The following is a 24,297-nucleotide window of genomic DNA, read 5'->3' on the forward strand; positions in this document are numbered from 1 at the left end:
TTCACAATTATAAATAGGGGCGCAGATGCGCCCCTCTAACGCCGCCAGGATGTCATGCCCTGGGGCACTTTTCAATAAGAATCAGACTACTTCGACCACTTCGACCACTTGGGCCGCTGCGTCCTTGAATACGCTCGCAACCGTGTCAGCGAGCTCCTGATCTTCCAGTACGCCAAGATCAACGATCTGGTACCTGAGGCGCAGGAGCTTTATAGCGCAACGCATGATGTCTTCCATGTTCCCTTTGGACTCACTTGCTGCCGCTTGGGCCCAACCGTGGGCGATAGCTTTTGCAAGTACCCGGTTCCCGCCAATCAGTGGACGCTCAAAGATCGCTACATGGGCGTCCTCTGTCAGAGCTCTCAGCAGGCGCCACCGATCAACGCCCGCTTCGGGTCCCAAGTCAAGCGCTGACGCTCGCATGTAGAGCCGCTGCAGAGCATTACGTACCCCGCCGCTGAATCGCTCTTGAGACTTGCTCTCGAATCGCCAGCGCACAACGTCGGGCAGCAATACAGTGGTCAGATAGGCCCAGACGTCATCCCGCAACCCTTCGCCACTTGCTAGTGAGCCAAACGACGCAAGGGCAATGGCTGCGTCACGATCGAACTTGGCGCGCCCGGTCTGCCCCGACAAGGTGGGAAACCCACACCCCTCCGCAGTCTTGCGAATAGTCGCGGCGATCTCTTCAGCCACACGATGCTCTCTGACTCCCCCACTTGCTGCATAGCTCGATAGTGAGGCGTGGTCATTCAAAAAGGCTACGGCATCGTCGGACGAGTAATCCGTGCCGAGCTCCGCCACCAGGCGGCTGACGCCCAAACGGGACAATCTTGGGAGAAGAATGGTGGTCATGTGGTCTGCTCTCCAACATCGGCGGATGCAATCAGTGCAGCGTTGAATGCCCCAGGGTCACTCTCGAGCAATCGGACGATACCTGCCAGCCCGCCTTCGTTGGGGAACGCCTGACTGAGCCAGTGATTCGCCACCGCGCCAACCGAACCCTCCTCGAACGCTTCGAGATCCAAGTCCTTGCTGTTACGCAGGAGAATGGTCGAGCACATGTGTGAGGCGACGCCGCCAAGCACTGCCTGGATAGTTGCGCGATCACCCAACAGGAACTTCTCAAGGAATGTCTCCTCGTCAGAGTTGACATAGAGAACGACCTTCGAGGAAAAGTCGCCGGAAAGATCCTCTGGCCGCCATTCGACATACCAGGGAGCATGCTCATGCGGCTTGCCGGCGAAGGCAGCTCCGAAGCCAATGGCGGAGACCGGGAATCTGGAAGAGCCTCCGTCTTCGATCAGCACATCACAACTGCTCTCCCACAAGCGAGACCCTTTCAGCACTGGTGAAAGTGGCGTTGCTTCAGTGGACGGCGCGGTCAACGCAATCGTCAAACGCATGGCCAGCTGAGAGGACAGCGTGCTGCCTGGAACCGATACCTCCAGAAGGGCTGATGGGTTTTGCTTGGAGAGTGGGAGTGCCTGTGCATACTGAACTTGCCTAGGCAACTGCCCCTGTCCTGTTCCAATCAGAAGCTGTGCGGATGCCAGCCAATCTCCCTCTCCAAACTGAAGCGACTCGGACGCGGAATCCCAATCAATCTGAACACTCCCGCGTACGACCAAATCGCGGGCGTAGTCCCAGTCAGCCAGGACTTCCGGTGCAGGAAGAAGTGGAGCGTTGGGGTCTCCCACAAACCAGCCACTGAACTGGACCGCTTCATCCGGAATTCTTAGGTACGGATACGCGATTCTGCTCATGCCGCGTCCTCACTAAGTACTCGGACTGCGACAGTCACAGCAGCGCCCTTGACCATTCGAACAACCGCGGTAACCTCCCCGCTCAATAGCCCAACGTCGAGGATCTGACCCTTGCTGCTCAGGTCGTGTGCTTCCAGTGACACGCTGTGTAGTCGTGGAAGCAGATTCGAGGGTACGTCTTCTGCACTGATTCCATTGCCATCAGCGACCAGCTTCGGCTCGACGATGAGCGTCAGTGGTCCTTGGCTCCCGTCATTGGTCAAATCAACCCTGAACGTCGCAAGTGCTGCGCCGTCTTGAGCAAGAGAGAGTCCAATCATCTCGGGTGAAGATAGCCGGACGCCCTTCTTGGGTGATGGACCACCGCGCTTGGATGGTTCAGGTTTTCCAGCGCCGCGGGCGCTTGTGGGTGAGAGAAAGCGCCCCATTTGCCCGGCAGTTGCCGCGAGACTGGGGGACGCAGGGTCCGCTGATCTGCTGAGCGACTTGGTAGGCACAAATGTATCGGCATGGGCTCTGAGAGCCCGCATGCCGACTCGAACCATCGTCTGTTGCTTTCCTTTGGGAAGATTGTCCGGTGCCCAGTCATCGTGCGTTGGTGGCTCCGCCTGAGCAAAGGCTTCCTCCACCTCCGACTCAGCCGAGCAGACAAAAACCCCTGCCCACTCATGCAGGGAGTCCGGATAGGGGGCGCCGCGTAAGTACTTCACCACTAATTCGACAGGGCGCATCAAGGCAATGTGCGATGCACCTGCCAGGATGTCTTCACCATTGGAAGAAGCCAGTGGATGCCTCTGCGCCGCGACCCCCGGGGCGAATGCGAGCTTGCCCAATGCCTTTGCAGGACGCTGAGATCGAACGTCCTTCAATGAACCCGCATTGGAACGAATGTCGGCGAGTGCCCGGCAGAAGAGGTCCAGTGGCGGGAAAGCCTCAGGCGCTGGGACATCCAGCGGCTGGCCGTCAATCTCGATGCTGACCGTCAGGCGGCGGTCAGCCGCGGTCGTATCCGACATTCTTGGCCAGAAGTTCAGGAGTACACACGTAATCAGCTCACGACCCAGTTCCTGGGTGGAAGAGACTTCAAGCTCGGGATCTACGATAACGATAGAGGTCCCGCTATCAGCCTCGGATCGAGAGAACATCCCCAACTCGCCACTCAAGTCGAGTGCGTGCGCTCCGGTCGCGGGAGCCACGCTGTCGCTGCCCGCGGGCATGCCCCACCAGTGGCGCCCCGTGAAACGCCGAATGCCAGTTCCGACACTCGCGTCGAAAGCCTCTCCCAAGTGGCAGGCCATAAGACGGCGAACCGGCTTTCCCTCATTGAAAGTTTGGCTATCAACTAGGACAAGCGAGCACGAACTCATTGCGTAGAGCGAGCTCTTTCCATAACCGTAGGTGCCGCCACCTTGGTGGCTGTCTCGTGCTGCCCCAACGTTCTTGAGGAAGTTGACGAAGTTAGCCCGCTCGTCTCCCGACGGCGCGACATCGGCCTCTACAGGGCCAGAAAGGCCCACCGTACCAAAATCGGCTATCTCAAAAACCCAGAGTTCGGGCTTCTCCAAAGAGTCGCTGAGAATCTGCTTGGAAGGACCGCCGGCTGGCATCTGGGCCAACACTGAGTTCGACAGGGTGTTCCGCTCGGTGTCCCTCAACTTCCGCAGGCGAATACGTGCCTCAGGGGATCGTCCAGGCAGGGTTGCGTCAATTACGTTCTGCAGACTCTCGCGCACCAATGTCTGAAGCAGGTTGAGGTTGGGTCTCCCCAACAGTCGCTTGAAGCCTTCCCCCGCAAGGTTCCCATTCTTTGAGAAGGGTTCGCTGTATAGCTCAAGTTTCATGAGAAGACCGCCTCGTAGACGTGTTCATGCTGAGTGCTCGGTACCAATTGGTCCGCGGCTGAACCCAAATCAATCGTGTATTGGACATCGCCAACGCCGGCCGGAAGTTGTCCATGTGGCAGCAGGCTGGTGGTGAGCCTTGGGAAGTTGTCAGAGACTGAATAAAGCCTGATGGCCTCCAAGGTGGTGCGCAGAGCGTTCCACTCCGGAGCCCTGGAGTCCTGACAGCCCATCGATGCCAGACGACTGACAATGGCATCTTCCTTAACTCCCAATGCGATCAACTCTTTGCAGAGCTGTTCTACATAAACATTTCCGGCTGCAGCCCTCTCAAGCACTACGTGAGCTAACCAAAGCGGGGTGTCAGCGGGCGGAGAGAGCTGTTCGAGCCCATGGATGTGCACATTTGAGCTCTGCAGAAAGGCGGTGGACTTGACTTCCAACGCGCCGCCTGGACCTCGAAAGTCGTGTCGTTGACCCAAGGGACCGGTCCAGGAGTCAACTGCCTGCGCGCTTCGCCTTACACCCTCTCGAAGAACCACAAGCTCGCCGAGCAAGCCGAGCACCGTGCTCACGTCAACCGGAGCTTGAGGCTCCTCTGCCAGTAGAATTCGAAAATCTCTGATGCAGGACGCCACGGCGGCCAGCGGAGGTATGCCGTCTGCGATTCTAGAAATGATTTGCGTGCAGAGATCGCCGAAAAGACTCTCCAGTCGCCGCTCGCGAAGGCCAATGTCGACGTAGAGCGACCAGATGCCACTGAGCGAAAGTCGCGTGATAGATATATCAACGCTGGGTCCCCCAAGCTTTCGTACATCAGAGGCCGACACCCCAGCTGACACTGGAATCAGCAGTCTCGGAGCTGCGTCAGGTGTAAGTGCATAGCGAATGGCACCAAACCCGGAGTCAACCCCTGCGGCCACCGTTGCGACGTCCACTCCGTCTCTCCGCTGCGTGCTGCTGCGAAGCGAGAGCCAGTGTTCGTGGGCAGTCTCACGCATCCTGCGCCTGCTCTGTATTGCCTGCTTCCACATCCTCGAGCTGATCTGGCGTAGGGACGTTCAGTTCCACGCTGAAGTAACGACCGGTTCGGTCAATGCGCCCTGGGAATACGAATCCGAGGCCGATGAGGTCGCCCTTGGCGTTCAGTGCTACGCGATGATCGCCGGCCCTGCTCGGTTCAGAGACACTGTCTATCGGGTACACCAAGAGAAGGGGAGTATCGGGACGATAGCTCTTCAGCTTTTCCCATCCATCGGTCGACTGAGCATCAGAGTCCTCAACATCAGCGAGCACATCTTGTTTCGACATCAAAGCCTTGATGTCGGCATAGTCAGATGACTCGGGCAACCTGGAACGAATGACAGGTCCAATGTCACTCAGGCCACCCAAGTGGACTCGCCGCTCAGCCCTGCTGGAGCTCACAATCGCGACATTCCAGAACGGCATGCGACTGGCGGATCCATCAATGTAGGTCAGCAACATCTCTTTGGTGAGATTTAGCTGCTTGTCGCACATGCTGTAGTTGGCCAGGAACTTTCGAACTACAGTGCCGGGAACATCCATGAAGACGTTCTCCTTTATCCGCGAGTATTTCTCAGCAATCAGCTGGTCAACAAGGCTCGCCGCGGCGCTCCAGTTCCTGGAAACCACGTCCGAGTCAGTGTGATCAAAGCGAGTCGTTTGCTCGTGCTTTCCGTCGAAGCTGATGCTCGTCCTGATTGCATGCCGCATCTTCGCCGCTGACGTGATCGCGAGTCCGGGAATTGACCGAACCTTTACTGCGAAGTCCAGTGGCGAAACCTCTGCCGAACGATAGGTGGAAATTTCCTTTCGGATCTCCTCCTCTACCTGCGCCAGCGCTCGGAAGTTTGATATCAGGTCTTGGGTCGTCCAGAGACGCGGGAGATCCTCGTATCCCTTTCTGAACCCAAACCAGCGCCCCATCTGTAGCAACGTGTCGTACTGGCGAGAGGTGCGCAGGAAGAAAGACACTGAGAGTCCTTCAAGGGTAAGTCCGCGCGCCAGCACCGATCCGCCCACGACAATGTAGGTCTTCGCATCGCCAGTAAAGTCCAGGCGCTCGAGACTCTCGCCGTTCTCAACAACGAGTTCCAAGGCTTCCAGAACCTCCGGGAGGAGGGGCTTGAGTGTGCTGTCCAAGAGTGTTGGGTCGCTCTGATCACTCAGGGGGCTTCTGACAATCTCCTCTGAGAAAACTTGGCGCACCAAGTCTCCGACGGCTCCGGAGAGCGACTCAATAGAGCGACGATTGGCTGCCAGCCAGGCGCGAATGGCATCCGCCATGCTGTCGTGCTGTGCAATGTATGCGGAGGTGTGAACAAGCATCGTCATGTGCTCGCTCTGCTGCCCTCGCGCGCGGCGAACGGCGCAAGTGATCAGGAACCAGACGATTGCCTTCTGAAGCTGAGGCGTCACATCCGGCGTGAAAGTTTTGTGGCCGTTCTTTCCCTTAGGAACCAGCTGATCGACCTCTTCCGACGGTATGGATCGGAACATGTCTCGTCCGAAGTCGACAGCATCATCGTCGGCGGATGCGTCGGCCTCACCGAAGACCTCAAGTGTGCCGAAGTAACCCTTGGGACGAGGCAGTGCTGTAATGAAGTCCTCGGGATAGAGGTCGTCCAGTTTGTCTGCGCGAACCGGGAACGGATTGATGAATACATTTGCAAACGGCGTGGCGGTATAGCCGACGTACGAAACGCAAGGCAGCGCCGCTATCAGCCTTCGGATCGCTTCGTTGATCCGAGTCATCTCTTCATCATCGGCACCGGAATTCACGGATGCCTGATCGCACTCGTCATCGATCATCAGTGCCTTGAGCTTTCGCTTAATTGGCCGAGCCGTATTTGTCACAGTCTCGAGCAATTTCTCGAGGCGCGTAGACTCCTTTTTAATTACAGCCAGCTGAGCGCCACCCTTGTGCGGCATCACAAATTGACCGTTTGGAGGCCTGACAAAGTCGCCGCTGTCTTCCGCAGTGGTGTACTTCTGCCACAGGGTGCCGTGCCTGTTCACAACATCTGCTTCGATGCGGCGCTGAGTCTGTGCGCGAAGCTTGTTTGTGACGCCACCGAGAAGAATGATGAGGTTGTAACCAGCATCCACCGCCTTGGCGATGACCGCGGTCATGTTTGCAGTCTTTCCTGACTGGACATAGCCAACGACCAGTCCTCGACATCTGAACTCGTCCTCGGCTGGATTTGCTAGCAGAGAGACGATCTCGGAGGAGGAGTCATCCAGCGACTCGGACGCATCCTTCCACTTCTTGACTTCGCGGAGATAGTTCAGGAGCGCGGGCCAGTGCTTGTCATGTTCCGTCGGCCCGTTGTACCAAGTTGGCCGTGGCTTGATCAGCGAGTTCTTGCGCAGGATCTCTACGTTCTGGAACGACGAACGCACCAACTCGATAGCCGCCTGGAAGTTGGCATCCATCTGTTCAGGGAATGGGCCCATCACCGTTTCGAGGGCCTGGCGCGCCGCCGCCGCGGCTGCGTCCAAGGTGTCATAACTTGGGAGCTTCTCCCGGATAATCGTGGAGAGGGCTTCTACTTGTGTATTCAAGTCGGCATCCTGCGCATTCGTAAACTGGGGGCGGCGACAGGCATCGAGCCGAATGCGCCCCCTGCGACATCCATGCCCTTTGGGAGGGTCGTCAGACAGTGACCCTTGTCTCTGATTGTTTACGACAAGAACCGTCCATGCAACCACCATTTGGTCGCATTCGGCCTCAAATTCGGCTATCCCCACGGATCTTCAGCCTTCAGCCGAGCGTCGCCCCTTGGCGCGCACTGTAGGCTTGTGAACATCGACAGCCGGGCTTGTGACATGAGCCACCCAGGGCTTGTGTTGCCAGCCGAAGCAGCAAGCAACCCTCAGGTGGACGCCTTTACCTCATGGGCCAACCGAGCCTGTTGGTTTTGACCTTGGGGTGCCCGTACCTACGGTGCCAAGCAGATGGCCTGTGGTGCGTGATCGAGGGGATGCCGGTGCAGGCTCCTACCGCTGCAGCTGCACCCACTCGCTGGCCATCACCGTCAACGAAAGTACCGCCATCAGTAGCCCCTACATTTGCCGGTCGACCAGACGCTTCTCGGGCGCGCCGTTCTACCGCGTGAGCTCCTTAGCCAAGTCCAGTTCGGCTGGGGCGCGTAGGGGAGGCTAAGGTGCAATTGGCGTCAGCCAACTGCATGCGGACGACGAGAGTGTGCAGCACGAGATTAAGGTGCAGGGCACAGTGGTGGCGGCTAGTCGTATCATAATGCGGGCCTTGCAGAGGTGGTCCAGAGTGGTCTCCCATTCCGCTGTACTCACATTCGCTAGGCGCGCGCCCGCTCCGCCACAAACCGCCCACTCCAATGCGATAGCAGCGGCACAACGCAGGGAACATCAATTTCCCTATCCGCGTACAGCACAATAACAAGCTGCTCCAACGAGTTATCCACCAGCATCACGGGTATGCCGTCACAGCTGACCTCGAAGTATCGGTCTCCCGCGTAGCGCGCGTGCTGTACTAGGCCCCCGCGCACCAGTCGAACGGCTTCCTCGCGCATGACAGCAAATTCAGCGTCGGACACCTTCCGAAACGTCCGCAGTTCCAAGTCGGCCTTGGGTGCATGCCGGCTGGCGATCGCCGCAGACAGCGCCGCCAGCAGCACAGCGCCGTAGATCAGAAGCTTCATTTGACACTCTGCAGATAGCGGATGGACTAGAAAACGAATGGTCAACCGATGGCGCTCGGATGGCCAGCGGTCGAACGACAGGCGGCCAGATCCACCTGGGCTACTCCCGCACCTGCAACCGCTCAGCCACCTGCGCAGTCAACGCCACACACGCCATCTTCAACCCTTCCATCACCCGATCCCCGAGGTACTCCTCGGGCGCACCGTTCTGCCGGGTGCGCTCCGCAGCCAGCATCAGCTCCGCCACCACGCGCAGCCCGGCTAGCGCGCAATCCGCATCCGCCAGCTGAAGACACCGCCCAGGCAGTTGATGCCGTTCAGGCCAAGGCTGGCCATCCGCAGCCGCACCGGTTCCGATGCGGTGCAGCGTGGCGACGAAGGCGTTGGGATCGACGGACGGTTCGCGCTCGGGTTCGGCGTTGTCCGGATCGTACTGCGCGTGCAGGGAACGGAAGTCCGATGTGTTCATGGCAATGCTCCGTACAGGACAGATAGCAGCGCCACCAATAAAGGTGGCGGACGGTGCGGGCTCGAAAACCGGTAAATGCCAGACCGGCGGGTCCGAAGACCCCCACGCACCGCCCGCCATGGAACGCGAACGGATTGCCAGCCGACGCCACATAAAAGGTGACGTCGGCTGGCAAGCGCATACAGCTGGCATAAACACGGGTTTTCGAGTCCCGCGCCACCCTTTTCCGGTGGCATGCCAAGGTGTACTCGCATGGTTGCGAGATGCCAAGAAACCGTAGACCGCAGGGGCCGTAAATGCTGACGCTTACGGCATTGTTGCATGGCGCGCGCGCGGCAGAACCCTTGCGGTGCAGTGGTTTCGGCCGGTGTTAAGTTATCGCCCCAATGCGCATTGAAAAGCACGGTTTGCAGCTGTTCTGAATCCCAAAAGCGACACGTAGCCCACAGGGCCCATTCGCGCAGCGTGCCGATTGCGACACAACTTAACTTTGCAGCGCCACGCCCGGCCGTGGCCACAGCGCATCGTCGCGCTCCAGGTCGTAGTCGCTGCCGAACGCCAGTGCTGCTTCGCGTGGAGGAAGGTCCGCGTAGCAACTCAGCAGGTACTCATCCATGCCGGCATCGCGATGATCGATGGCGAACAGGTGGAAGAGCTCCTTGTCGAAGGCTTCCAGCCATGTCGGGTCGATCTTGGTCATGGGCGTCCTCCAGTTGAGGAGGGAGAATGGTCTGCCTCCGTTTCAAGGGATGCGATGAAGGGCAGAACCTGCTTCTCAGCCATCACAGGGTGGCATCAGCGGAAACCGTGAGGCTGTCGCATCTGCCTCGAAACGACCATGCCAAGAGGGGTAAACTCCATCAGCGACATCATTGAAGGGAATCCAAGGACGCAGGCGATGAAGCGAAGCCCCACCCAAGGCCCTCAAGCGGGTCAGTTCTACTTGTTCTCACCAGATCTGGAAAGCAGCCGTCCTTTCCGCGGCGCCGAGGTTGAGAACCTGTCGGTGCTGCTCGATCCACCGCGCATCATTCTGCGCCCGGACAACGGGGGGTTCCCAGCGCTTCGCGAGAAGCCACGCGTCGTCCTTGATGCTTCCAAGGGCCCTGAGCCACGTGACCTGGAGGGCGGCTTCAGCGGGTACTGGCTCGTCTCGGAACGGCTGTGGCAGGTGATGAAATCCGTGGATCCGCATGCGTTCGACTTTGTTGAGTGTGATGTTCGCCTGGCCGATGGCACACCTATGCCACGGCGTTTCCTGTGCGACGTGGTGCGTGAACTGGACGCGATAGACGAGGGGCATTCAAGGCTTGGTATCGAGATCGATGAGGACTTCGTCAACGGAAAGTTCTATTCGATTGCAGGCGGGGCGAGTCTGGCCATTCGCTCTGAGGTGGTGCGAGATGGGCATGTCTTCCTGACTCCATTCAGCACCTTCGTGATCGCGAGCCGCGAATTTGTTGATGCAGTTCACGCGGCGGGGATTCCGACGAGTCCTCGGGATAGCGGCATCTCCTTCGTGGACGCTGCGGCAGTCTGACCTTAGGGAGCAGACAACTGATGGCAGACCAGTTGCGACGTGTTGAACAGCCGCACGGTTCAGTCAGGCACGCCCGGCTGTAGCCGCCGCCCATCGTCCGGCTCCACGTCGTAGTTGCTGCCGAACACCAGGACTGCCTCGTGCGGTGGAAGGTCCGCATAGCAGCCCAGCGGGTGGTCGTCCAAGCCGACTTGGCTATTGTCGATGACGACCGAGTGAAGGGCTCCCATTGGACGGGTGATCTACGTGTAATGGATTTTCGCTGTCATCCGATACCGGCTGCTGCAGACCGGGTTACAGGAATTTTGCCCATTCAGCACGTATCTTTAGGATTGCCAGTATTTGCTCCGTGAGCGGCCCCCGGTAAGCTGTGTCCAGTGCAGGAATCAGAATGAGATGGAGATAGCGCATGGATTCAACCTCAGCTAATCGCCCCCGGAAGGGGGAGTTCTTTCTCCTTGAGGCCGGTGCAATCAGCGGCCCTGCATGCGGGGTCGTCTTCGAGAATCTGGATCGTCTGCTGTCTCCTCCCCGCATGATCCTGCTACCAGAGGAGGGGGGCATTCCACCACTCCGCGAAGTTCCGCGATTGGCTTTCAATCCCAGCATGGGCGCACCGCCGCGGGATCTGGAGCCGGGATTCAGCGGATACTGGCTGGTCTCGAAGCGACTGCACGACGTGATGATTTCCGTTGATCCTCACGCCTTCGCCTTTGCGGAAGTTGACTATCGGCTGGAAGATGGTAGCCAAGGCGACCGCCGCTACTTGTGCACTGTGATCCGGGTAATTGATGCGTTGGACGAAGGTGCTTCCAAGCTTTTTATTGATAACTCCGAAGATTTCATCAACGGGAAGTTCTACGACTTGGGTGGTGGTGCAAGTGTGACGTTTGATCGTGGCGCGCTCGGCCAGGCGCACGTCTTCAAGACACCTTATACAGCCTCTGTCTTTTGCGACCACGTGTTCAAAGACGCAGTGGAAAGCGCTGGCGTGGCTGCTGACAATGATGCCGATGGCATGTGGTTTATTGACGCTGCAGATATCTAGCCGCTTTGCAGCTGCTGAGCAGGAAGGAGCCTGATCGATGCCTCGCAATGGACCTCACTTTCAAGACCATCACGCCATCGAGCAGCGCACACTGGCGCGTAGTCCGCTGCTCAGGATGCTCGCCGACACCGGTCATTTTGATATCCACGCTCCGGAGAATCGGATTTTTCTCCCAGCTGATCCGGCGTTCGCTCAATCGCTGGGAATTACTCCGCACAGCGGTGGCCCTATCGCCGACTATCAGATTGGACTTCTGCAACGTTTGCGTCGCCTGGAGCAGACGCCCGACGGAATGGCCGCGTTCAACGGAGACGCTGCCGCACAGGCGCGGATTTCCGGGCGGGTAGAGGCGCTGCGGGACACGGTACGGGTTGGCCTGATCAATGGTGATCTCTACACCAACGCTCCCTATGGTCTGAAGCCTGACGATATTCGGCCACAAATTCAGAGCTTCTTCTTCAACGAAGCCCGTTATAGCCAGTTAAGCGCTCCCCAGCTTCAACAGCTTAGGAGCTTCACGCCGATCGATAGCGGCTGGGCGGGTGTTACTCATTCGGAGCATCGTGTAGTGACCACGCTCCGGCACATTCAGTCATCTCCCAATCCGTTAACACGTGGAGGTGGAGCGGAGTTGCAGCGTCAAGGCCTTTCGGAGGCAATCTCCGGCGCCTACCACGGTGGCAGGCTGAGCATATCCTCAGAGGGAGTCCTGATAGTTGAGAATGCTCTGGGTAAGGAAGCGGCAGACCCATTGCGCGTTCCGCAAGGCCAGCGAGGATTTGCAACTACCAGCATCCTCCTCGGCGAAGCCTCCACCAGCCAACTTATCCGCTCCGGCGGCCTGCTCGCATCCGGCGCCGACGCCGTCATCACCGCCCGCCGAACCTCGCAGCTGCTGGAAGAAGGCAACGGCACCGCCGCCCAGTCCGAGCTCACCCATGCCTTGGCGCGCAACGGCGGTGGCTGGGTCGGTGGCATGGCCACGGCATCGGTGATCGGCACGTCCAGCTTCGTCCCTGCGGCCATCGTCGCGGGTGATGCGCTGCTGATGAGCAAGGCGTTCGACAAGGGCGCCGATCTGCTCGACAACCGCGCCATCTACCAGCAGACCGACAAGGCCGATGTCACATGGCAGTTCGATGGCCGCAACTGGCAGCGTCAGGCGGTCATGGACAGCGCGGGCGACGGCCTGGGCAATCCGGCTGAGCGCAGTGTGGGTGCCAGTTACGAGAAGGCCCGCGAGCTGGGCGCATACGCCCACGTAAAAGCGGTAGAGCTGGCGCTGGGCAAGGCGCCGCCGCCGCAGGATCCTTTCAGCATCCCGGCGAAGGATGGCGAGAGCCGTCTGGACAACCCCAACTGGCACCGCGATGCGCAGACCGAACAGTGGACGCGGCAGGTCAAGATCGGCCTGACCGGCGCCAACGATCGGGGGGTGTATGAGACGCAGACCGCCAGCCCCGAACGCGCCAACGAGTTGAATCGTGAGGCGGTGCAACGCATCGAGAACAACATCGCCAACGGCAAGGCCGCGATTGCCGCCAGCTACCTGGAGACTTACGTCGCTACCCGCGCCAGCGACTTCGTGCCGCTGGTGCCGGAAGCGGTGGAGCAGGCGCGTGCCAGGCCCGACGCCATCCAGGGCTCGGACAACCAGCTTTACCAGCGCGATGACGCAGGACAATGGCACCACGCTGGCCAGATCGCGCAGGGCAACATGGCGCTGGAGTTGGAGCTGACCCGCACCATCCAGCAGCCGTCGCTCGATCAGTTCAACCAGACCATTGCCGCATTGGACGCGCGACCGTTGCCATCTGCGGCGGAAGTGAACCAGAACGAGCTGCGCCACAGCTACTACGCTGCGGGCATCGCGCTGACCCCGGCGTGGGAGCAGGCCATTGCCCTGGCCACGGCACGCACGCGCGAGCAGCACGGCATTGCGGGTCCCACGCTGCAGGAACTGGGGCCTGTAGCCGAAGGCAACGCGGGCGCGTCCCGGCCCATCACCCATTACCAGGTAGGCCAGGATGGCGTGGCGCGTGCCGTCGCGACTACCAGCACGCAGGAGCTGCAGGCCGCATGGAATGAGATGCGCGCGCGTGCCAATGAGCAGGCACCGTTGCCCGACTCGCCCGAGCTACGCATTGCAGCGCTGTCGGCGGGTGAGCAGGAGGTGTACCGGCAGGCACTGCAGGAGGCAAATCGGCTCGGTGCTGCGCAGGTAGATGTAGGACAGGTTGCACGAGCAGCCGCACAGCTGGCACATGGCGACAAGCCATCCGAGCAGGATGGGAACGTGGAAGTGCGGCCTGAAGAGCCGGCGACTGCGCAACCCATCGCGCCTGCGACGGTTGCGGCAGCGCCGCCAGCGGTAGCGGTCACGCCACCGCCTACGCCTGCGGCACAGGACAAGCCCGCGCCTCAGCGGCACGCCGAGCAGCGCGATCCGCCGCGGCGTGAGGCGGAGCCCCAACCTCAGCCCCATCCAAACAGCGAGGCGCCCACCGAGAACCGTACCGCCTCACAGACGCCGGAGCCCGCTGGGCCGATGCAGGCGCACCCGGTCGAATCCGAGCGTGCGACGCCACACTCTGCCGCGCCTCTGGCAGCGGCAACGCAGACGGTGCCCACGCAGCGCACAGAGCAGGCAGCGGAACCGGAGAAGATGGCCCCGATGCCTGCGGTTGCGCCCACTCCAAAGCAGGACATGGCAGTGCAGGAGGTGGAACCGGTGCCGTTCAAGGAGCCGCTGCCTGCTGAGCCTGCGCGCGATCCATGGCCTTTGGAGCAGGAAGCGGCACAACACGTGCCAGAGCCCGAGCTGGCTACATCGGATGACCTCCAGCCTGTCACTGCGGCTGTCAATGTTCCTGCCCAGCCCACAATAGCGCCAAGCCTTGAGCCAGCCGCGCCCGCACCGGATGAGGCATCGAGCCCGAACAGGGCGCTGCAGGACCCCACGCAGCCCGGCCACCCCGATCACGCGCTGTATCAGCAGATCCGCGAGGGCGTGGAAGCGCTGGACGCCAAGCACGGCCGCAGCTTCGATGAAGTCAGCGAACGCATGACGGCCAGCCTTCTGGTACTGGCCAAGGACAACGACCTGGAGCGGGTGGACCATGTGCTGGTGAGCAACGCTACGTGCGAACACCCGGCCGGGCACACGCTGTTCGTGGTGCAGGGTGAGCCCAGCAATCCGGCCCATCAGCGCGCTGCGATGCCGACGGAGCTGGCGGCGCGGACATCAGTTGAAGAGTCACTGCAACAGTTCGACTCTGTCAGCCGTGAAGCGCATCAGCGTGCGCTTGCGAATCAGATGGACCAGCAGCTGGAAGACCAGCGGGTGCAGCACGACATCCAGATTCGTGCGGCCAGCGGGGGATGATCAACGTGTGAGCTGCACTGGGCGACCTGCGAAAAGGACCGAAGATGAAGCCACAAGGAAAGCGCCGGATCTGCATGCTCGCTGGACTGCTCGTTCTTCTGGCTACGGGGTGCCGACCCGAGGCGGCTCGCGACGCAGGCTCGATAGCAGAGGCCCATCGTCCGGATCTGGTGCCGCTTGTGCGCGCCATGCCCACCTCGTCAATGGATGAACCATTGGCAGTGGAATTCGATGTGGATGTTCCCAGCAGGAATTCCTCTCCAACGCTCATGATCGGCATTCGGGTCAATCGTACGGACGACGTCCCGGCACTGGAGGCACTGATCGATGTTCAGGCATCCGGGCTCCAGGCCAACGTCTCCATGGCGCGCCTGGAATCGGGTGGATGGAAGGACGTGCCGTTGCTCCGGCTGGAGTCGATCATCGGGGAACCTGCCCGGACGATCCCCATCCCCGCCGATGGTCGAATAACCAGCGCGTGGCTGGACGATGCTGACGTACTGGCGCTGCAGAATGCTGGGCTGGAACGACCCGGTGATACCTACGCACAGCTGGCCTTCGCATGGGCACGCAATCCCTCGCCGGGCCGATACCGGGTTGAAGTGCAACTGCATTCGCCCTTGCCGCAGCTTGAGCCGTTCCACCCGGAACTGCTGGTTGCTTACCTGCGCAGGCCCAAATAAGGCAGCCTCGCCACCGCCGGCACGCTGAGTGTCACGGGTAAGTGAGCGCGACAATCTGCCGATAGAGGGGGATCGTACTTATCTGTCTCCCCCACCGAACTGGATCGCGTAGACGCAGGCTCATGATGGAGGAGAGCAGGGCCGAAGTGTCCTTGGCTGTGATGACCCTCGGCGGGTGCCTGTCTGGGTTGAAGCCGAGCGCCCGGATCTCAGCGTTTACGACTGAACGCGATAGCGGCTCAGAAGATCACGCACGCTGGTTTCCAGGCGCTGCCAGTCGCTCAGCATGACGCGTGCATAGTTCATCTCGATGGCGATGCTGTCGCCCACATCCACGATGGAATGGCGGCACATTGCGATCTGGCCTTCGCCGGCGCGTTCAAGTGTCTTTCCCTGAACGACAAGTCCGTCAGGAATGCGGTCTGCCGGGTCGCAGCTGATGAACGTTGTCAGTTGGCCCTCCGTCGAGCGGGTCACATACCAGTCTGGTTCCATTCCTGGGTTGTGCACGTAAGGCCTGTCCAGCGCAGCCTCTGACTCCTTTGCATAGGCTTCCATCAACGATGGGTCAGTCGCATAGGGCGTCAGACCCCAGCGTTCGGGTTGTGCAACGCGCAGCGCGAGGTTTTCTACCGGGTCCCTTCGCTCCAGCGATCCCGGCGCGCTGGTGGCTTCACTACTGGACCGACGTGCCAGATAGTTCTGGATGGGAACGCGATCGATGTATCTAAGCTCGACCAGCACCTGCCGCCGGCTGTCCTGCGTGCTGCGTACCGGGCGATCACCGGGGGGCGCTGCATCGAAATCCGGCCAGAACACCGTGAGCATGACGCCTCCATCGGCCAGGGGGCCCGTCTGGTTGTAGTAGAGGTTGGCCGGGAACATGAAGCGGTGCGGGCCAAGCCGAGCTTCCACTGGCTGCGTCGTGTAGGTCTGTCCGCCCACCCTACGTGGGCTGGTTGCGGTTTCGGACATGGGGGTTCCGTTCGGGTCCTTTTCCGTGGATGGGGCCTTCGCGCAGGCGGTGGTGCTCAACACGGCCACCAGGGCGAAGGAGGCAAGCCGGCAAGCCGGTGCTCTGCTCATGGGCGATTCCCTTGCATGATCGAAACGACTATAGAACGGTGGAATGGCAAGCTCCATTCGCAGCCGGGACCGCGGCCGCCGCGGGGTCATTACTGCATGCTGGCTCACATGTTCAGCAAGTCGCGATCGGCGCCCTCTCTTCCTCCATCTGCCCCCCATCCCCTCTATGCCATCAGCCAGCCAGGACCGTAGTACCCATTAACACGCGCTTGCTGCTCGCACCTGGATGTCCAGCTGTGCTCGCTCATCCTGCAGTTGCTGCTCCTGCTGATTGGCCAATGCGCGCTGCCGCGCCTCCCTGCTGACCGAATCGAACTGCAGCAGTGACTCCTCCACCGGCGTCTGCGCGGCCTCTGCCGTTGGCATGGAAGCGCGCAGATGGGCGGGGTCGTTCGCCTCGCCCTGCACCACGAAGAGGGTGTGGCCGGCGGGATGCGTTGCCGTGGCGTTGCTTACGAGCACATGATCAACGTGGGATAGATCATTGTCCTTGGCCAGAACCAGCAGGCTTGCCGTCATCCTCTCGCTCGTGGCATCGAAGCTTCGGCCGTGCTGGGCATCCAGCTCCGCTACGCCCTCGCGGATCTGCTGATAGAGCGGGTGATCGGGATGACCGGGCCGCATTGGATTGCTTTCCGTCAGAGCGGCCGACGGCGGCGCTACATGCTCAGGGAGGTCGAGCTCCTCATCTGAAGGGGAAGAGGGCGGCGCTGCCTGACGGGTAGCGTCTCCGCCAACGTCAGCCGTTCTGGGGCCTGCAGGTTCCGGCTCCGGATCGTCCTGGGCCGGTAGCGGCGGAACTGGGAGATCCAACGGGACTTCCTGCGCGGTCCTTGGGGCCTGCTCGCTCTCAGAAGGTTGCGGCAGTGGCTGCTCTGCTTTGTCTTGAGCTGTAGCGACGGCGGGCTGCACCGGCAGTGCATCCGCAAGCTTCTGCGGCTCAGCACCGCCCTGAAGCGTGGGATCCTCAGCCTTGTGCTCCTGCATGTGAACTGGCTGGGTTGAGCCTGCACCGGCCGCAGTAACTACGACCGAAGCATTCCGCGCTTCACGGGCCTCCTCCACAGTCGGTTCATGCTGCGAGGCACTTTGAGGGCCCCCTCTTGGTGCAGTCGGTGCCGGCTCCTCCTTCCGAGCGTTCTGCCGGGCGGCATCCTCCGCACGCTGCGACGAATCGGCTTGTCGTGCAAGGCGACTCTCTGCTGGCTGCTCACTCTCACGCGAGGGACGCGTACGCTCTGGCTCAACAATCGACGCCGAGGGCGCGGCGATGACAGGAGCGGGCGCCGGAGTGGGCTCGCTAGCGGGTTCAACGGCAGCACTGGTTGCCGCACCTCGTTGCAGGTCACGGTTGACCTTCAGTGCCTCACCCGGGTCAACCTGCACCCCTCGCGCCTCCAGCACGGCCGCAGACGCTGCCTGCTGCGCATCCACCGCCGCACTGCCTTGACGATTGGCCTCCTGCAGCGCTTGCCGGTGTGCGTCCTGCTCCTTTGCAGTCAACGCAGCAATGCGTAGCTCGGGCACGTCGGGTGTCGTCGCCTGATCTGCAGGCGCAGCGCCTTGGGCAGCCAGTGAAGCCTCAGGCCGAAGCTGCGACTGAGCCCGCGTAATGTCCTCAATGGTGGTGGTGCCGGTGAGCACCATCCGGTTTCCGCCGGCGTCACCGAACGTGGCGATGGCACTTTCTGCGCCGGGCGCGTGGGTACGGGGGTCTGGCATCAGTTCCAGCACCACGTCGCCTGTTCTGCCCTGCAGATTCAGCGTCTGCTCCACCGCGACGGCTGTAGCTGCAAGCTGCTGCTCGGTGCGCTCGATGCCATGGCGCGCGTATAGCGCATCCACCTGGCCGCGAATACCTTCGTGTGCAACCTGTGCGGTGTCCTTGAGCTGCCTGGCGATGTCGTACAGCCCGGCGATACCGTCATTCTGGCTTTGCCAGGTGATCTCCAGCTCGTCGCTCAGGTTCCGGTTGGCGGCGCTGTCAAAGATCACACCCTTGCTGACCCATTGGCCGTCCGCCTGCCGTGTATAGGCATTGCCATCACTCGCCTTCAACGTGTCGGCGCTGGCTTGCGCGTCCTGAACGGCACGGGGAATGGATGGATTGTTCGCGTCGCCGAAGTCGCTCCAACGTCCTTGCTCGTGAGCAACCATGTAGCGCGCAGCCATCGCGGCCTTGGTGTTTGACGCGTTCTGGGCGATGACCGTGCGCGACTGTTCATCCAGAGCCTGCGCCTGCTCTGCCGAGACTGGCAGGTGGCGGCTGTTGGGCACTCGACCATCCACCATTTCCTTGATTTCAAGTTCCCATTGTCCCGAGCTGGCATCGCGTACAAAGGCGCGATCGGTCTCGAAGGCGCCTCGTGCCGGCTCGGCCAAGCCATTGGCATTCAGCCGGTAGGGATTCTGTGGGGGGGGCGGATTCGACAAGCCCAACTCATACGAGGCCCGAGCCGCCTGCCAGTTCAACTGGCGCTCCAATGTGCCGGTGGCAACATAGCTGGTGCGGAAGGTGACGTCGTCACCCTGTGCCGTCTGCACCGGGCGGACTTCGACGCCGGTGCCCAGGTCGGTGCTCTGGACCTGCTGCTGTTCGCCGGCTCGCAGCCAGCGCCCATTGGGATCAGCGGGGTCGCGCGTCCAGGTGCGCCCCATCGGGTCAACCTGCGAGTAGATGCGTTCGATGTCCTTCTGCTCGGCCCAGCGTTCGCCAAGGTATGCACCGAGGACGCCGCCACCGATACCGGTTGCAATGGCGCCAGGGCCCGTCCACGAGCCCGAAGCGAGGCCGACACCGGCGCCGCCAAGAAAGCCCCCCACTGCACCGCCGACGTTGCGGCCGACGAAGTGTGCAGCGGTGGAATCTGCGCCTGCGGCATTGCCTTGCGAGTTCAGCTCAATCCACTTGTGCCCGGAGGTGGCGAAGTCGTGCGCAAGCAGTGCGACGCCCGCAACGCCGGCAACCTTGATAGCGGGGTTGATTCCGGCGTGCATGCCATGCGGTGCAACGTCGGCCACTGCTTCGGCAACCGTCGCCGCACGGGGAGGGCCGCGTGGAGCTCCTGGCTGCAGGGGCGCGTGCGATGGTGGTTCGGGAAGATCAGCGAACAGACGTGGCCCTGTGCCCAGGTTGGCATGCGCGGCGACCCAGTTCGCACGCGTGGTCGACATCTCGCTCAGGTTCAACGCGCTGTAATCGTGCAGCGGTCGTTCGAAGAGCGTCTTGCTGACAGCGTCATAGCCATCGATGGGTTTGAGATGCAGGCGCACCTGCGCAACATCGACGGGTTGCGCGCTGTTGGTGGTGGCATGCTGCGCGAGGCTGCGCTCAAGCGCCTGGTACTCGGCGGCGGACTGGCTTGCGAAGGCCAGCGGCTCAGGCCCGAAGGCACTTATGGGATAGCCGTTGATGCGGACGTTGGGGTGGTCGAGGGCGGTGGCTAGTTCGAACCTACTGAAACCGCGATCGGGAGGCGCCCCATCCACGAAAGCGATCAGCGGCTTGCCCGTAGCAATGGCGTTCTCGAAGAACTTTGGGCTGCCGGCGTTCCACATTATGTCTTGGAGCGCACCCACATAGTTCTTGTCGAAGGGAACGATCCCCTTTGACTCCATCACGCTTCTGAGGCCAGCTTCCATCGACTGGAGATCGGGGATGTGAGCTGGATTCTTGGCTAGCTGATCGACGAACTTTCCCCATGGGGTATCGCCAATTATTCCCGACTTTCCGTTGATATCCTTTGAGTACACCTCTGCATTGGTGTAGTTGGAGATTCTTGTGGTGTCCTTGCCCGAGAACGCGAGGTAATCCATCCCATCCGGAAGTCGCGGAGGGTGGGCCTGCATATTGCCGGTTACATACTGTTCGAAGCTGACGCTGGTGGTTGGGCCCGATCCCGGTGATTTCAGATAGGTGATGACATCGGAAATCTGCTGCGCAGTCAGGGCTTCTCCACTCCCGGCCTGGGTTGCGCCGCCGAGTGTGGTCTTCACAAAATCATCGAAGATGAATTTGCTCATGGCTTAGACCTCAGGCGCCGAATGCGGGGACTTCAACGCTGGCCAGCACGATGGAGCCGTCGGTCAACGTGACGACGTCTGCGGGTGCCGGAATCTGCGATTCCATCAGTGCCTGCGGACTGGTCACCGCGAGATAGCGTAGGGATTCATCGTTGTCAGTTCGGCCTGCGAATGAAAGTACGAACCCTTGTGCGAGCCCTTTGAGATAGGTGAAGTCGTCATCGGCGTTACCTAACGTCTGCTTGTATGCCAGCATGGCGTGGATGACCTGAGCATGCTTGAGGTCAAAGACGAAGCAGTGGACGGAGCGTCCTTCGTCCTGCGTAGTTTCATCCCACCCATCGAATCCAACTCCACCTACACGCGACTCTCCGCGATAGATGGCGAACTGATACTCGGTCCCGTGCCGACCGTCTGCCAGAACAGTCGGTCCAATTCTTGGGCGAGGGATCTCCGTTTCACTGATCGGATCGAGCGAGGAGTAAGGCTTGGCCTGGAATTGGAAGGGCATCTTAGTTCCTGCGTTTAGTGGGGCGGCTGCTGCTAGTGACCGATTGAGTGGATCGGTCGGCGTCCGCAAGAATAGGGAGGGCATCCGTAGCCAGAACAGCCCGGTCGCCTTTGATGCCGCGCGACGTCGGGCCGATGACCTTGCCAGCGATAGATCCATCACGGGATTCAAAAGCCCGCAGCATGTCGGATCGCTGCTTGAGGCGAGGGCGTGGGCCTTGCGCGTCTGCTTGGCTGATGGTTGGTTTCGAGCCAATCGCGACAGCGGGCCGAGCCTGAAAGCACGGCCCGCGTAATCGTTCATACAAGGGCAACAGTGTCGGCAGCCTCACGATGAGGTCCATGAGCAAATCCATTGCTTCACATGCGCCAACTATACGGCCCACTCCCGCCTTACTCCATACAACGATACATGGGCACCGCCGGAATGCACGCTGGTTCACACATTCAGCATGCCAGTCGTGGCCCCAACTTTGTCCTCCACCTACCCCCCATCCCACCTATGCCATCATCCGCCCAGGACCGCAGCACCCATCAAGGCTGAACAGGCATGGAGCAGGCAACACGCTACACGGTAACCCTTTATCTGGCCGCCCCCGGCACCCCGCTGAAGAGTGGGGGCATCTCGCCGCGCGGCCATATGTACCTGCAGGTGGCCGCGGGCGACGAGGCCCACAGTTACGGCTTCGCGCCGCCGCGCCAGGCGCCGGGCGAAACCCGCACCGGCGTGCAGTACGCACAGGTGCGCCACGACGATGCCGACGAGCATCTGGACCCGTACTACAGCCGCACCCTGGAAATCACCGAGGAGCATTACGGCTGCCTGCGTGATTTCGCCGAGGAACCGGCCGAGTTCGAATTCGATGTGGATCGCCCGGCCACCATCAACCGCTGCAGCGACTTCGTTTGGGCGGCCCTGCACTACGCCGGGCTGCATCCGCTGCCGGCGCCGCTGGATGGCAGCAGCAATCTGGGCGAGTTCGCGGTGCTGTTCAACCTGCCTGAGATCCAGTGCATCGCCGCGCCGTTCCCGGGCAGCGATCTGAATGCCGAAACCCACCACGCGATGCCCGAGCGCGAGGCCGAACATCATCGCCAGGGCGACCGCGCGATCGATGAACCGCCACCGACGCCGATCGAAGTGGCCGGCACGCTGCTGGACCCCTCACATCCGGACCATCGCCTGTTCTCGCAGCTGATCCAGAAAGTGGCCGAGCTGGATGCTGCGCATGGGCGCCCGTTCGATGCCGCCAGCCAACGCATCAGCGCCAGCCTGCTGGTGCTGGCCAAGCAGAACAATCTCTCGCGGGTGGACCACGTGCTGCTCAGCCGGCCGACAAAAAGCAGCCATGCCGCCGAGAGCATCTTCATCGTGCAGGGCGACCGCAACGACCCAGGGCACCGCCGCGCCAGCATCGCCACCGAGGTGGCGGCCAAGACCGATGTGGCCGATTCGCTGCGGTTGAAGGAGCAATGATGCGGCCACTGCGGCGGGGGCTGGTGGTACTGGCGGTGCTGGGCGCGCTGGCGGCGTGCAGTGCGTCACCAGCGCCTGAGGCTGCGCCGCCCCTGCTGACGCGCGCACAGGCTGATGCCCGCACGGTTGTGCCGCTCACGCGGGCCGTGCAGTTGCAGAAGGCCGGTCGGATTGCCGAGGTCACGTTTGATTTGCCGGCGCCCCAGAAGCCGGCCATTCCGATCCTGAACATCGGGTTGCGGCTGCAGGATACCGATGGGCGCTCGTTGCTGGACGCGTGGGAGAAGATCAGGCTGGGAAAGCCACCCACGCGATTGCGCCTGGAGCGGATTGATGGCGGCGCACCTGGTCCTGTACAGCTATGGCAGAGCACTCCTGACGGGCGCGACTCACAGAGAATTCCAGAAGATGAGGTTGTGCGATATCTGGCTGATACAAGCTTGGATGACAACGCACTGATCGAGGCCGGTTTGCACTCGGATGAGATGCTGTATCAGGTGCTTCAGTTCGCGCAGGTCGGTTGGCTGGAGCCGGGCCGGTATCGGTTGACTGTCGACCTGATGGAGGACCGCCCGCAGCTGGAAGGGCTCCAAGCCGAACTTATTGTTGGATATCAATCGCTAGGGAAGTAAGACATGAGCAAGGAAGCAGAGCGCTATACGGTCACGATTCATCTCGCCGCGCCCGGCACGCCGAGAGTCGATGTGGGCGACGCGGGCCAGAAGAGATTGTTGGATCCGTCATTTGCTGGGCACATGTTCCTTTCGCTGACGCGATCAAATGATCCGGTACCCGTGAGCAGGGGATTCACGATGGGGAACGAGCGTGCGAATCCCTCGCTGGGCAAAGTAGATGACACGGATCTGCGGGTCTACGACAAGCCCCGCTTCGAGCGCACTATCGAGATCAGCAAGGAGCAGTACGACCGCATCCTCGAGTTCTCGGCAGACCCGAAGAAGCACGGCTTCGACATGGATTACGACTTCTTCTCCAACGCCTGCACCGATTTCGCTTGGGGTGCCCTGAACCACGCTGGGCTGCGCCCGGTGGGGCTGGCCGGGGAGATCACCAACTATGAGGGCGCTACCAGGGTCCTGGACAACATCCGCGCCGTCAATGCCATTCCGCAGCAGGTGAAGGGCAGCGAGCTGGACAAGGTGCAGTGGAACCCGATGCCGAAGCAGACCTTCCGCGAGTGGATGTTCACCGAGAACGGCGAGCAGTGGCGCGGCAACAGTGCACTCGCGGCAAGCGGCACGCCCGCAGACCCGGCGCACGACGATCATGCCCGCCTCAACCAGATCCACCAGCAGGTGGCCGACCTCGGCGCTTTCGGTGCACGCAACGGCAATGTCAGTGCCAGCCTGCTCGCGCTGTCGAAGGAGCAGCAATTCTCGCGCGTGGACGAAGTGGTGCTGGGCGAGCAGCGCGGTGATACCGCACCGAAGCTGTTCATCGTGCAGGGTGACCGCAGTGACCCGGCACACCAGCGCGCCAGCATGCCGGCGGATTTGGCTGCGCAGGCACCGGTGGAGGCCTCGTTCGATCGCGTCGCGCAGTTGCAGCAGAACGAGCCGCAGCGAGACGCGCAGCGCCTGCAGGAGGAGCAGCAGCTTCAGCAGAGCCACGGCCCACGGATGGCATAGCCGCGGGCGCAGCATCGAGGTCGAGCGTCGGCCATGCCCGCGCCGGCGCACGTCACGCCCCCCACCTGCTACCATTCCCCCGCAACCCCAGCCAGCCCACCCCGCGCAGACAGATGCGGG

Annotated in this window: 18 protein-coding genes; 7 read left to right on the plus strand and 11 right to left on the minus strand. The window is 61.3% G+C overall.

The features are described 5' to 3' along the window. Positions 1 to 81: 81 nt before the first annotated feature. The 8 genes from AC5P9W_RS11340 to AC5P9W_RS11375 all read right to left on the minus strand — a co-directional run bounded on the left by AC5P9W_RS11340 (position 82) and on the right by AC5P9W_RS11375 (position 9,479). Positions 82 to 855 (minus strand): DUF6339 family protein, encoded by a 774-nt coding sequence (locus tag AC5P9W_RS11340; RefSeq protein ID WP_021202971.1) that lies wholly within the window; start codon positions 853 to 855, stop codon positions 82 to 84. Next, entirely contained in the window at positions 852 to 1,766 is a 915-nt protein-coding gene (locus tag AC5P9W_RS11345; protein WP_138970217.1) for a hypothetical protein, read from the minus strand. The genes AC5P9W_RS11340 and AC5P9W_RS11345 overlap by 4 nt, the downstream gene beginning before the upstream one ends. Continuing rightward, positions 1,763 to 3,607 (minus strand): hypothetical protein, encoded by a 1,845-nt coding sequence (locus AC5P9W_RS11350; RefSeq protein WP_180832614.1) that lies wholly within the window; start codon positions 3,605 to 3,607, stop codon positions 1,763 to 1,765. The genes AC5P9W_RS11345 and AC5P9W_RS11350 overlap by 4 nt, the downstream gene beginning before the upstream one ends. Next, positions 3,604 to 4,641: a PD-(D/E)XK motif protein gene (locus AC5P9W_RS11355; protein ID WP_080241936.1), complete on the minus strand. Its 1,038-nt coding sequence runs from the start codon at positions 4,639 to 4,641 to the stop codon at positions 3,604 to 3,606. Before AC5P9W_RS11355 ends, AC5P9W_RS11350 begins: the two co-directional genes overlap by 4 nt. Then, on the minus strand, positions 4,601 to 7,192 hold the full coding sequence (locus tag AC5P9W_RS11360) for a Z1 domain-containing protein (RefSeq protein WP_495219232.1): 2,592 nt from the start codon (positions 7,190 to 7,192) through the stop codon (positions 4,601 to 4,603). The genes AC5P9W_RS11355 and AC5P9W_RS11360 overlap by 41 nt, the downstream gene beginning before the upstream one ends. A gap of 755 nt (positions 7,193 to 7,947) precedes the next feature. After that, positions 7,948 to 8,310, minus strand: a complete 363-nt coding sequence (locus AC5P9W_RS11365) for a hypothetical protein (protein WP_021202977.1) — start codon at positions 8,308 to 8,310, stop codon at positions 7,948 to 7,950. Between the two features lie 100 nt (positions 8,311 to 8,410). Further along, the gene (locus AC5P9W_RS11370; RefSeq protein WP_021202978.1) at positions 8,411 to 8,779 is read right to left on the minus strand and encodes a hypothetical protein; all 369 of its coding nucleotides are present in this window, start codon (positions 8,777 to 8,779) and stop codon (positions 8,411 to 8,413) included. A gap of 484 nt (positions 8,780 to 9,263) precedes the next feature. Beyond that, positions 9,264 to 9,479: a hypothetical protein gene (locus AC5P9W_RS11375; RefSeq protein ID WP_180832612.1), complete on the minus strand. Its 216-nt coding sequence runs from the start codon at positions 9,477 to 9,479 to the stop codon at positions 9,264 to 9,266. 198 nt (positions 9,480 to 9,677) lie between these two features. On the opposite strand from AC5P9W_RS11375, the gene AC5P9W_RS11380 reads away from it, so the two are divergent. The 4 genes from AC5P9W_RS11380 to AC5P9W_RS11395 all read left to right on the plus strand — a co-directional run bounded on the left by AC5P9W_RS11380 (position 9,678) and on the right by AC5P9W_RS11395 (position 15,435). Next, a complete protein-coding gene (locus tag AC5P9W_RS11380; RefSeq protein ID WP_180832610.1) occupies positions 9,678 to 10,319 on the plus strand; it encodes an imm11 family protein in 642 nt (213 codons plus the stop codon). 409 nt (positions 10,320 to 10,728) lie between these two features. Next, entirely contained in the window at positions 10,729 to 11,367 is a 639-nt protein-coding gene (locus tag AC5P9W_RS11385) for a DUF1629 domain-containing protein (protein ID WP_180832607.1), read from the plus strand. A gap of 37 nt (positions 11,368 to 11,404) precedes the next feature. Next, positions 11,405 to 14,752, plus strand: a complete 3,348-nt coding sequence (locus tag AC5P9W_RS11390) for an XVIPCD domain-containing protein (protein ID WP_180832606.1) — start codon at positions 11,405 to 11,407, stop codon at positions 14,750 to 14,752. 44 nt (positions 14,753 to 14,796) lie between these two features. Continuing rightward, the gene (locus tag AC5P9W_RS11395) at positions 14,797 to 15,435 is read left to right on the plus strand and encodes a hypothetical protein (protein WP_180832604.1); all 639 of its coding nucleotides are present in this window, start codon (positions 14,797 to 14,799) and stop codon (positions 15,433 to 15,435) included. Positions 15,436 to 15,651: 216 nt separating this feature from the next. Here the strand turns inward: AC5P9W_RS11395 and AC5P9W_RS11400 are convergent, their stop codons facing one another. The 3 genes from AC5P9W_RS11400 to AC5P9W_RS11410 form a co-directional block, all read right to left on the minus strand. Then, positions 15,652 to 16,521, minus strand: a complete 870-nt coding sequence (locus AC5P9W_RS11400) for a hypothetical protein (protein WP_197575691.1) — start codon at positions 16,519 to 16,521, stop codon at positions 15,652 to 15,654. Between the two features lie 198 nt (positions 16,522 to 16,719). After that, complete coding sequence (locus AC5P9W_RS11405) at positions 16,720 to 20,544, minus strand: XVIPCD domain-containing protein (protein ID WP_495219235.1); 3,825 nt, start codon at positions 20,542 to 20,544, stop codon at positions 16,720 to 16,722. A 10-nt stretch (positions 20,545 to 20,554) separates the two neighbouring features. After that, a complete protein-coding gene (locus AC5P9W_RS11410; RefSeq protein ID WP_049412203.1) occupies positions 20,555 to 21,055 on the minus strand; it encodes a hypothetical protein in 501 nt (166 codons plus the stop codon). A 549-nt stretch (positions 21,056 to 21,604) separates the two neighbouring features. On the opposite strand from AC5P9W_RS11410, the gene AC5P9W_RS11415 reads away from it, so the two are divergent. Genes AC5P9W_RS11415 through AC5P9W_RS11425 form a run of 3 tightly spaced genes read left to right on the plus strand, consistent with a single transcriptional unit; the run spans position 21,605 to position 24,177 of the window. Further along, positions 21,605 to 22,531 (plus strand): XVIPCD domain-containing protein, encoded by a 927-nt coding sequence (locus tag AC5P9W_RS11415; RefSeq protein WP_197575693.1) that lies wholly within the window; start codon positions 21,605 to 21,607, stop codon positions 22,529 to 22,531. Next, positions 22,528 to 23,163, plus strand: a complete 636-nt coding sequence (locus AC5P9W_RS11420; RefSeq protein WP_329859082.1) for a hypothetical protein — start codon at positions 22,528 to 22,530, stop codon at positions 23,161 to 23,163. Before AC5P9W_RS11415 ends, AC5P9W_RS11420 begins: the two co-directional genes overlap by 4 nt. Before the next feature lie 3 nt (positions 23,164 to 23,166). Further along, complete coding sequence (locus AC5P9W_RS11425; RefSeq protein WP_197575694.1) at positions 23,167 to 24,177, plus strand: XVIPCD domain-containing protein; 1,011 nt, start codon at positions 23,167 to 23,169, stop codon at positions 24,175 to 24,177. Positions 24,178 to 24,297 lie beyond the last annotated feature (120 nt).

This window comes from Stenotrophomonas sp. YJH_SMC_33 (genome assembly GCF_059372295.1).

Coding starts and splice junctions, on each gene's coding strand:
- AC5P9W_RS11410 (WP_049412203.1), bottom strand. CDS start 21,055: ATGCCCTTCCAATTCCAGGCCAAGCCTTACTCCTCGCTCGATCCGATC.
- AC5P9W_RS11385 (WP_180832607.1), top strand. CDS start 10,729: ATGGATTCAACCTCAGCTAATCGCCCCCGGAAGGGGGAGTTCTTTCTC.
- AC5P9W_RS11425 (WP_197575694.1), top strand. CDS start 23,167: ATGAGCAAGGAAGCAGAGCGCTATACGGTCACGATTCATCTCGCCGCG.
- AC5P9W_RS11355 (WP_080241936.1), bottom strand. CDS start 4,641: ATGTGGAAGCAGGCAATACAGAGCAGGCGCAGGATGCGTGAGACTGCC.
- AC5P9W_RS11415 (WP_197575693.1), top strand. CDS start 21,605: ATGGAGCAGGCAACACGCTACACGGTAACCCTTTATCTGGCCGCCCCC.
- AC5P9W_RS11400 (WP_197575691.1), bottom strand. CDS start 16,521: ATGAGCAGAGCACCGGCTTGCCGGCTTGCCTCCTTCGCCCTGGTGGCC.
- AC5P9W_RS11405 (WP_495219235.1), bottom strand. CDS start 20,544: ATGAGCAAATTCATCTTCGATGATTTTGTGAAGACCACACTCGGCGGC.
- AC5P9W_RS11375 (WP_180832612.1), bottom strand. CDS start 9,479: ATGACCAAGATCGACCCGACATGGCTGGAAGCCTTCGACAAGGAGCTC.
- AC5P9W_RS11380 (WP_180832610.1), top strand. CDS start 9,678: ATGAAGCGAAGCCCCACCCAAGGCCCTCAAGCGGGTCAGTTCTACTTG.
- AC5P9W_RS11395 (WP_180832604.1), top strand. CDS start 14,797: ATGAAGCCACAAGGAAAGCGCCGGATCTGCATGCTCGCTGGACTGCTC.
- AC5P9W_RS11350 (WP_180832614.1), bottom strand. CDS start 3,607: ATGAAACTTGAGCTATACAGCGAACCCTTCTCAAAGAATGGGAACCTT.
- AC5P9W_RS11345 (WP_138970217.1), bottom strand. CDS start 1,766: ATGAGCAGAATCGCGTATCCGTACCTAAGAATTCCGGATGAAGCGGTC.
- AC5P9W_RS11390 (WP_180832606.1), top strand. CDS start 11,405: ATGCCTCGCAATGGACCTCACTTTCAAGACCATCACGCCATCGAGCAG.
- AC5P9W_RS11340 (WP_021202971.1), bottom strand. CDS start 855: ATGACCACCATTCTTCTCCCAAGATTGTCCCGTTTGGGCGTCAGCCGC.
- AC5P9W_RS11365 (WP_021202977.1), bottom strand. CDS start 8,310: ATGAAGCTTCTGATCTACGGCGCTGTGCTGCTGGCGGCGCTGTCTGCG.
- AC5P9W_RS11420 (WP_329859082.1), top strand. CDS start 22,528: ATGATGCGGCCACTGCGGCGGGGGCTGGTGGTACTGGCGGTGCTGGGC.
- AC5P9W_RS11370 (WP_021202978.1), bottom strand. CDS start 8,779: ATGAACACATCGGACTTCCGTTCCCTGCACGCGCAGTACGATCCGGAC.